5 protein-coding genes and 1 pseudogene are annotated in these 6,025 nt (G+C 63.7%); 5 read left to right on the top strand and 1 reads right to left on the bottom strand.

Translation table 11 applies throughout. The annotated features are described in order from the left end of the window. From VLR48_RS16625 to rnhB, 5 genes and pseudogenes are all read left to right on the top strand, one after another. Positions 1-355 (top strand): annotated as a pseudogene (locus tag VLR48_RS16625) (UDP-3-O-(3-hydroxymyristoyl)glucosamine N-acyltransferase); the annotation flags it as partial. A 1-nt stretch (position 356) separates the two neighbouring features. Further along, complete coding sequence (gene fabZ / locus VLR48_RS16620; protein WP_325292859.1) at positions 357-866, top strand: 3-hydroxyacyl-ACP dehydratase FabZ; 510 nt, start codon at positions 357-359, stop codon at positions 864-866. Next, positions 863-1,633: an acyl-ACP--UDP-N-acetylglucosamine O-acyltransferase gene (lpxA, locus tag VLR48_RS16615; RefSeq protein WP_325292858.1), complete on the top strand. Its 771-nt coding sequence runs from the start codon at positions 863-865 to the stop codon at positions 1,631-1,633. The genes fabZ and lpxA overlap by 4 nt, the downstream gene beginning before the upstream one ends. Next, entirely contained in the window at positions 1,633-2,775 is a 1,143-nt protein-coding gene (lpxB, locus tag VLR48_RS16610) for a lipid-A-disaccharide synthase (RefSeq protein WP_325292857.1), read from the top strand. The genes lpxA and lpxB overlap by 1 nt, the downstream gene beginning before the upstream one ends. Positions 2,776-2,941: 166 nt before the next feature. Then, positions 2,942-3,532, top strand: a complete 591-nt coding sequence (gene rnhB / locus VLR48_RS16605; RefSeq protein WP_325292856.1) for a ribonuclease HII — start codon at positions 2,942-2,944, stop codon at positions 3,530-3,532. 78 nt (positions 3,533-3,610) lie between these two features. Here the strand turns inward: rnhB and VLR48_RS16600 are convergent. Further along, the coding region (locus tag VLR48_RS16600; protein ID WP_325292855.1) for an efflux RND transporter permease subunit at positions 3,611-6,025 on the bottom strand (2,415 nt) is incomplete at its 5' end.

The raw sequence follows: 6,025 nt of genomic DNA, 5'->3' as shown, positions 1-6,025 counted from the left end.
CAACCACATCCAGATCGGCCACAACGTCGAGATTGGCGAGAATACGGCGATGGCGGCGAACACCGGCATTTCGGGTTCGACCCGAATCGGTCGAAACTGCACCATCGCGGGCGCCGTCGGGATGGCCGGTCATCTGGAGATCGGCGACGGAGTCCATTTTACCGGGATGGCCATGGTGACCCGATCGGTCTCGGAGCCCGGCACCTACAGCAGCGGGATCCCGGCCATGCCAAGTGCGGATTGGCGTCGCAATGTGGCACGGTTCAGACATCTGGACGAGCTGGCGCGACGCATCAAACAACTCGAGATACGTATCGATACGATGAACGAAACAACTGGGCGGGAGGCTACCTAGCATGGAGGGATCGCATCCCACGCCGACGGATTCTGATTTGCGTCTTGATCGCTCGGAGGACGTCGTGAGCACAATGGATATCCATAAGATACTGAGCCTCTTGCCGCACCGGTATCCGTTTCTATTGGTCGACAAGGTCATCGACTACAAGGTGAACGAGTACCTGATTGCCTTGAAAAACGTCTCCTTCAACGAGCCGTTTTTTACCGGCCATTTCCCGGTGCGTCCGGTGATGCCCGGCGTCTTGATCATCGAGGCGCTGGCGCAGGCAACTGGATTGCTGGCGATGGCCTCGCGCCCGGAAGAGGTCGGCAACAAGCTCTACTACTTCGTCGGCATCGACAAGGCGCGCTTCAAACGACCCGTCGAGCCCGGCGATCAGTTGATTCTGGACGTGAAGCTCGGCCCCGTGCGTCGCGGGATCTGGAAGTTCGACGGCGAGGCGCGCGTGGACGATCGTCTTGTGGCCAGCGCCGAGATCATGTGTACGGCCCGAGACTTTACCGCTTGATTCACCCGACCGCCTTGGTCGATCCGGGGGCGGCGCTGGATTCCGATGTCGAGGTCGGCCCCTTCGCCGTCATCGGCCCGGATGTCGAGATCGGCTCGGGAAGCCGGATCGGTCCCCATGCCGTGATCAAGGGACCGACCCGGATCGGCCGGGACAATCGCGTCTTTCAGTTCGCGAGCGTCGGCGAAGATCCCCAGGACAAGAAGTACGGCGGCGAGGCGACGCGCTTGGAGATCGGCGATCGCAATCAGATCCGCGAGTTCACGACGCTGCATCGCGGCACCGTCCAAGACAAGGGCGTGACCCGGATCGGCAGCGACAATCTCTTCATGGCCTATGTCCACGTGGCGCACGACTGTCGTATCGGCGACAACGTCATCATGGCCAACGCCGCCTCGCTAGGCGGACATGTCGAGATCCAGGACTGGGCCATCCTCGGCGGTTTCACCATCGTCCACCAGTTCTGCAGGATCGGTGCTCATGGTTTCTGTGCCATGGGATCGGTTCTGAGCAAGGACGTTCCTCCCTACGTGACCGTCGGCGGGCACCCGGCCGAGCCCCGCGGAATCAACGCCGAGGGCTTGCGACGTCGCGGCTTTTCCGATTTCGCCATTCAAGCGATCAAGCGTGCCTATCGCACACTCTATATGGGAAACCTCAAGCTGGCCGAGGCGATCGCCGAGCTGAATCGGATGTCCGCGGACATTCCCGAGATCCTCGCCATGGCGGACTTCATCGCCGACAGCAACCGCAGCATCGTGCGTTGATGTTGCGGATCGGGATCGTCGCAAACGAGGCGTCGGGCGACATCCTGGGTGCCGCCTTGGCGCGCGAGATCCGCAAACGGGTCCCCGAGGTTCACTTCGTCGGCGTTGCCGGACCCCGGATGCAGGAGGAGGGTTGCGAGACCCTCTTCGCCATGGAACGGCTCTCCGTGATGGGGCTGATGGAGGTCCTCGGCCAGCTTCGCGAGCTTCTCGGACTCAGACGCGAGCTGGTGCGCTACTTTGTCGAGAATCCCCCGGACGTCTTCATCGGCGTGGACGCGCCCGACTTCAATCTCGGTCTGGAGCGCCGGCTGCGCAGGGCAGGCATCCGAACCGTCCACATGGTCAGTCCAACCGTGTGGGCTTGGCGTCCGGGCCGGGTCAAGTCGATCCGTCGCTCAGTGGATCTTATGCTGAGCGTCTTTCCCTTCGAGGAGACCTTCCTGCGCGAGCACGGCGTGCCGGCGCGCTATGTTGGTCATCCGCTTGCAGACGAGATCCCGGTCGACATCGATCGGACGGGAGCGCGGCGTACCCTCGGTCTGCCGCAGGACGGAGCCATCGTTGCCCTGCTGCCCGGCAGTCGGATGGGCGAGGTCGAGCGTCTGGCAGAGCCCTTCATCGAGACTGCAGCGCGTTGCCTCGCCGCCCGCCCGGACCTGCGGTTCGTCGTCCCGTTGGTCAACGCTCGGCTGCGCGAGCGCTTCAGTCAAGCCTTGGAGAAGATCGCGGCGAAACTCCCGATCACACTGGTCGACGGGCGCAGCCGCGAGGTTCTGGCCGCCGCCGATGTCGTGCTGACCGCCTCGGGAACGGCCACGCTGGAGACCCTGCTGACCAAACGCCCGATGGTGGTCGCCTATCGCGTTCATCCGATCTCCTATCACCTCGTCAAGCAGCTCGGTCTGGTCAAGGTGCCCTATATCGCCATGGCAAATCTACTGGCAGAGAAGGAGCTGGCGCCCGAGTTTATCCAAGACCGCTGTCGCGCCGATCTCTTGGCGCCGGCCGTCCTGGCGTTTCTGGATGATGCGGAGCGCGTCGCCCAGATCCAGGCCGAGTATCGGCGCATCCATCTTTGGCTGCGGAAGGATGCCGCAGCCAGCGCGGCGCAGGCAGTCCTTGATCTGGTGGCTTATTGAATCGCGTCCTGGTGTGATCCGTGCCGTCTCGCCTTGGATTCGGACTCGGATGTGCAAACGGCCCCGGCGGGGACGCGATTCAAGAATTTTTTGGCTTTTCTACTAAAACCGCGTCGAGGGAAAGACTGTTGGTATCCTCGATGATTCGGAGAGGAGGCGAACGGTATTGATCACTTCGGCCGCGGTTTTATGGGTCGCGGGTGTCGACGAGGCGGGCAGAGGCCCGCTGGCCGGTCCGGTCAGCGCCGCTGCCGTTATCCTGGATCCGGCCCGTTCGATTCCGGGCCTTGATGATTCGAAGAAGCTCACCCCGGCTCGGCGCGATGCCTTGGATCTCGAGATTCGCGAGCGCGCCCTCGCTTGGTCCATTGCTTGGGCAAGCGCTGAGGAGATCGACCGGATCAATATCCTCCAGGCATCCATGCTGGCGATGCAGCGCGCGGTTGCGGCCTTGACTGTGCGGCCGACACGGGTGCTCGTCGACGGAAATCGTTGTCCGGATGTGGGGTGCGAGGCCGAGGCGATCGTCGGCGGCGACGGATTGGTGCCATCGATCGGCGCCGCATCGATCCTTGCCAAGGTCGCCCGCGATCGTCTCATGTGCGACCTGGACCTGGCTTTTCCCGGCTACGGCTTTGCCGGGCACAAAGGCTATCCAACATGCGCGCACCTCAAGGCGCTGCGCCGACTCGGACCCTGTCCGGAGCACAGGCGCAGCTTCGGCCCGGTCCGGGCGTGCATCCAGGTCATGGGCTGACCGGCCTCGTCATGGCGCTGCCGGCCCTGGTCGGGATCCCTTCGGTGGCGGCCATACTCGGTTGAGCCGCGCGGTTCTTCAGGATGCCTCCATTTCGCGCTCCAGCCGACGCTTCACGTCGCCGGGCGATCCAGTGTGACGAGCGAGCAGGTCGTAGGCGATCGGGACCACGAACAAGGTGAAGACGGTTGCCGCGAGGACGCCCGCGAGGATGACGGTACCGATGACCGTGCGGGTCTCGGCGCCGGCGCCGCTCGAGAGCAGCAGCGGGAGCGAGCCGGCAGCCGTCGTGATGCCGGTCATCACGATGGGGCGCAGACGCACGTCGGCCGCTTCGAGCAGCGCCTCGCGAAATTCCTTGCCCTGGTCGCGCAGCTGGTTGGCGAACTCCACGATCAGAATGCCGTTCTTGGCGGCGAGCCCGACCAGCATGATGAGTCCGATCTGGCTGTAGATGTTGAGCGTTTGTCCGGTCAGCCAGAGGGCGAGGAGCGCGCCCGCCATCGCCAAAGGGACCGTCAACATGATGACGAGCGGGTGAATCCAGCTCTCGAACTGGGCGGCCAGGACCAGGAAGACCACCAGCAAGCCAAGAACGAATACGAAGAGGATGTCCTGGTTGCTCGATCGGAAGTCGCGGCTCTGTCCCTTGTAGTCGATCTGGGCCTTTTCGGGCAGGTGCTCGGCGACCTTGGCCTCCAGGAAGCTCAGGGCATCGCCGAGGGCGAGTCCGGAATCCAGGTTCGCCTCGATGGTGATGGCGCGCAGCCGATTATAGCGATTCAGGCTCTGCGAATCGGCCGACTCGATCACCCGGACCAGGTTGGAGAGCGGGATCAGCTCGCCGCTGCGGTCCGAGCGCACATAGAGGTTTTCCAGGCTCCCCGGCGTGCGTTGCTCGTCGCGCTCGCCTTCGAGGATGACGTCGTATTCCTCCCCTGCGTCCAGATAGGTCGTCACCTTGCGCGAGCCGAGCATGGTCTCGAGCGTGCGCCCGATGTTGCCGACCGTCACTCCGAGATCGGCCGCGCGATCGTAGTCGATTTCGACCTTGAGCTGCGGTTTGGTCTCCTTGTAGTCCCAGTCGATGCCGGTCAGGCCGGGGTTGTCCTCGTCGATCGCCTCCAGCAGCAGGTCGCGCCACTGAGCCAGCTCGTCGTATGTCCCGCCACCGATCACGAACTGAACCGGCTTCTGGATGCGCGCGCCGAATCCCTGGCGCATCACCGGGAAGGCGGTCACGCCGGGAAGGTCGGCGAGCTTCGCCCGCACCTCGTCCATAATCACCCAGCCCGAACGACGCTTGTCGAAGTCGTTCAGGACCATCACGACGATACCGGTGTTGAAGAGCGCTGTGTTGGAGAAGGTGCGAGGCGCACGCACGAGCAGCCGGTTGACCTCGCCTGATTCGGTATAGGGCATGAGGCGCCGCTCGATCTCGTCCATGTACTCGCTCATGTACTCGTAGGACGCGCCCTCGGGTCCGTTGATCAAAACAAAAAAGGCGCCGCGATCCTCCTTCGGCGCATATTCCTGCGGGATCTGCTCGAGCAACCAAACGGCGGCGCCGAGTGTGCCGATGAAGGCCAGCCCGACGATCCAGGGCTGGCGCAACAGGAACCGAAGCAGGGTGCCGTAGCCGCGCCGCACCCATTGAAAGACCCAATCGACCCCGTGGGTGAGGGATGCGCGCCGATGCGATTGCGGCAGGATCTGCGAGGCGAGCATCGGCGACAGCGACAGGGCGACGAAGGACGAGAAGGCCACCGCCGCGGCCATGGTGAGAGCAAACTCCGCGAAGAGCCGCCCGACATCGCCCTGCAGAAAGGCGATCGGCACGAAGACCGAGATCAAGACGATGGTCGTGGCCACCACGGCAAAGGCGACCTGACGTGTCCCGCGATAGGCGGCGACGAGCCGCGTCTCCCCGTACTGCTCCATCCGGCGATGGATGTTCTCGAGCACCACGATGGCGTCGTCCACGACTAGCCCGATCGCCAGCACCAGTGCCAGCAATGTGAGGATGTTCACGGAAAAACCGAGCCAGAGCAGGACGGTGAAGGTCGCGACGATGGAGACCGGGACGGTGACGGCCGGCACCAGCGTGGCCCGCACGCTGCCCAAAAACAGGAAGATCACCAGGATCACGAGTCCGATAGCGATCGCGAGCGTCTTGTAGACCTCCTTGACGGCGTCCTTGACGAAGATGGAGGAGTCGAAGCTCTGCTTGATCTCCATGCCCTCAGGCAGGTTCGCGTTGATCAGGGCGGCCTCCGCCTTGGCCGCGTCGGCCACGGCGACCGTGTTTGCGGTCGACTGCTTCACGACACCGATTCCGACCATGGGCACGCCGTTGCCGCGGAAGAAGGTGCGATTCTCCTCGGTACCGCGTTCGACCCGCGCCACATCGCCGAGGCGTACCAGGTGACCGTCGGTCCCGCGCGCCAGCACGAGACGGGCGAAGTCGTCCGAGTCGTTGAAGGTGCGGTTAAT

The organism is Thiocapsa sp., assembly GCF_035467215.1.
Lineage (GTDB): Bacteria > Pseudomonadota > Gammaproteobacteria > Chromatiales > Chromatiaceae > Thiocapsa.
This window is presented reverse-complemented; position numbering and strand designations above follow the sequence as displayed.

Coding starts and splice junctions, on each gene's coding strand:
- lpxB (WP_325292857.1), top strand. CDS start 1,633: ATGTTGCGGATCGGGATCGTCGCAAACGAGGCGTCGGGCGACATCCTG.
- fabZ (WP_325292859.1), top strand. CDS start 357: ATGGAGGGATCGCATCCCACGCCGACGGATTCTGATTTGCGTCTTGAT.